Source organism: Mesorhizobium sp. M8A.F.Ca.ET.207.01.1.1 (assembly GCF_004794715.1).
Lineage (GTDB): Bacteria > Pseudomonadota > Alphaproteobacteria > Rhizobiales > Rhizobiaceae > Mesorhizobium.
The window spans coordinates 1-1,033 of record NZ_SRUS01000040.1 but is presented as its reverse complement, the minus strand read 5'-3'; the positions used below and the strand labels follow the sequence as shown (position 1 = coordinate 1,033).

The 1,033-nt window shown below is 55.5% G+C and carries 1 protein-coding gene; it reads right to left on the bottom strand.

Annotated elements, in window-relative coordinates:
• Positions 1-858 (bottom strand): ATP-grasp domain-containing protein (locus EN850_RS33345; protein ID WP_135907181.1); only part of this gene is annotated, 858 nt, incomplete at its 3' end.
• Positions 859-1,033: the final 175 nt, after the last annotated feature.

Here is a 1,033-nt window from a genome sequence, read left to right as displayed (position 1 = left end):
GCCACCAAGACGCGGATTGACCTCAATCACGACTGGCCCACGCTTGGTCCACCGCAGTTCTACGTTCGTTGGCCCCCAGTCAAGGCCGAGAGCTCGCAAACAGCTCAGCGAAGCATCGGCAATACGCCTATGCTCGTGTTCAGTCAGCGGGGCTGGATAGGTCCCCCCAAGATAGACAAAATATGGTGGGGGAGCGAAATCAAGGGCTGATATACAAACGACCTCATTTCCCATTATTGCAGCGCAATACTGTGGACCTTGTGCGAATTCCTCGACCAGTATTCTCGGCGAGGAACGCCATATGTGCTTCCCGCCCAACAAATAGCTCGTATGTTCGGCTAACTCATCGACGTTGCGGCACAGTCGGACACCGATGCTGCCGCTGCCCACTGCTGGCTTAACAACCACCGGCAGGCCGATCTCAGCGGCAAAGCTTTCTACCTCCGTCGCATTCACTGCAACGCGATAAGCAGGTATTGGAACGCCAGCCTCGGCGAGAAGCTGACGTTGAGTGAATTTATCGCAGCATCCTTCAATCGATGCGGGGTCCGGTCCCGGTAGATCGAAGTGCCGGCAGAGCTTGCCAACCGTCGTAGAGACCGACTCGTCGTCGCCCGCGAGGCCAGTAATGCCAGCAATGTCATTGGTAGCACGCAGCCGAGAACATTCGCCGATCAGCGCATCGAGATTGCCTGTATCGACACGAATTGCCTCGCTTCCTTCCGCCGCAAGATAGTCGTACTGAGCCGGATCAACCGACAGGGTAATTGGATGAAGACCAAGACGCTGGGCCGCTTGCACATATAGAAGACCATTACTCCTTGTGCCTTCAACCAGGATGAGCACTCTTCTTGCCATTGGCGATGATCTCCGTTGCGTGCTGTGCGGCGGTCCGAACGCAAAATCGGCGTGGCTCATATTCACGCGTGCCTTCAGACCTTGCGGATGAACCTAGCATCGTCAGCGGTCCGCGGTTGCAAAAGATTCTGTAAAGTTATTTGAACGATCTGTTGCAATGTTTCCATGCCAGCGG